Here is a 752-nt window from a genome sequence, read left to right on the forward strand (position 1 = left end):
GCGCGCGGCGCGCCTGCGATCCCTTGCCCGACACCGCCCCGATCTCGGAGAAACTGGCGTCCACCGCGGCGACGGTCAACGCCGGATGCGGCGCCGGGGGCGGCCGTGACCGCAGCGCTGCCCAGCCGACCCCGATCTGGCGCTGGCGCAACTCACCCGAGAGCCAGGAGACGACGATGGCGACTTCGTCGGGGTCGGCCGCGGCGCGGCGCAACAGGTCGGCGATGTGGGCGACCTTGCTCAGCCGTGACGACGTGCCGCCTACGTCAAGTGAGGTCGTCGCCACGTCGAGGAGGAGCACGAAATCAGCTTGGCACGGGTCTCGAACAAGGCGGGGTCAACCCTCGGCGGCGCACACGCTAGCGTGCCTACGTAACGTTACAGATTACTAGGGATCTGACAACCCGAAAGGAAGGGTCCGGATGGAGATCAACGGGAAGAAGGTCGTCGTCATCGGCGGCGCGTCGGGAATGGGTCGCGCCTCCGCTGAGCTGCTGGCCGAGCGCGGGGCGGAGGTCGCCATCCTGGACCGTGAGGGTTCCGACGGCAAGACCGTGGCCGAGGCCGTCGGCGGCGCGTTCTATCCGGTCGACGTCACCGACTTCAAGGGCACCGAGGAGACGCTGCAGACCGCGGTCGACAAACTGGGCGGCCTGCATGTCATCATCACCACCGCGGGTGGCGGCATCGCCAAGCGGACGATGACCAAGTCCGGTCCCCACGACCTCGAGTCCTTCCAGTCCGTGATCGAC

At 68.4% G+C, this 752-nt stretch carries 1 protein-coding gene and 1 pseudogene; one reads left to right on the forward strand and one right to left on the reverse strand.

All coding sequences use genetic code 11. The features are described from left to right. Positions 1-301 (reverse strand): annotated as a pseudogene (locus A9X05_RS16210) (ATP-dependent DNA ligase); the annotation flags it as partial. A 121-nt stretch (positions 302-422) separates the two neighbouring features. On the opposite strand from A9X05_RS16210, the gene A9X05_RS16215 reads away from it, so the two are divergent. Further along, positions 423-752 (forward strand): SDR family NAD(P)-dependent oxidoreductase (locus A9X05_RS16215; protein ID WP_156736769.1); only part of this gene is annotated, 330 nt, incomplete at its 3' end.

This window comes from Mycobacterium sp. E3298, assembly GCF_001666895.1.
Taxonomy (GTDB): Bacteria; Actinomycetota; Actinomycetes; order Mycobacteriales; family Mycobacteriaceae; genus Mycobacterium.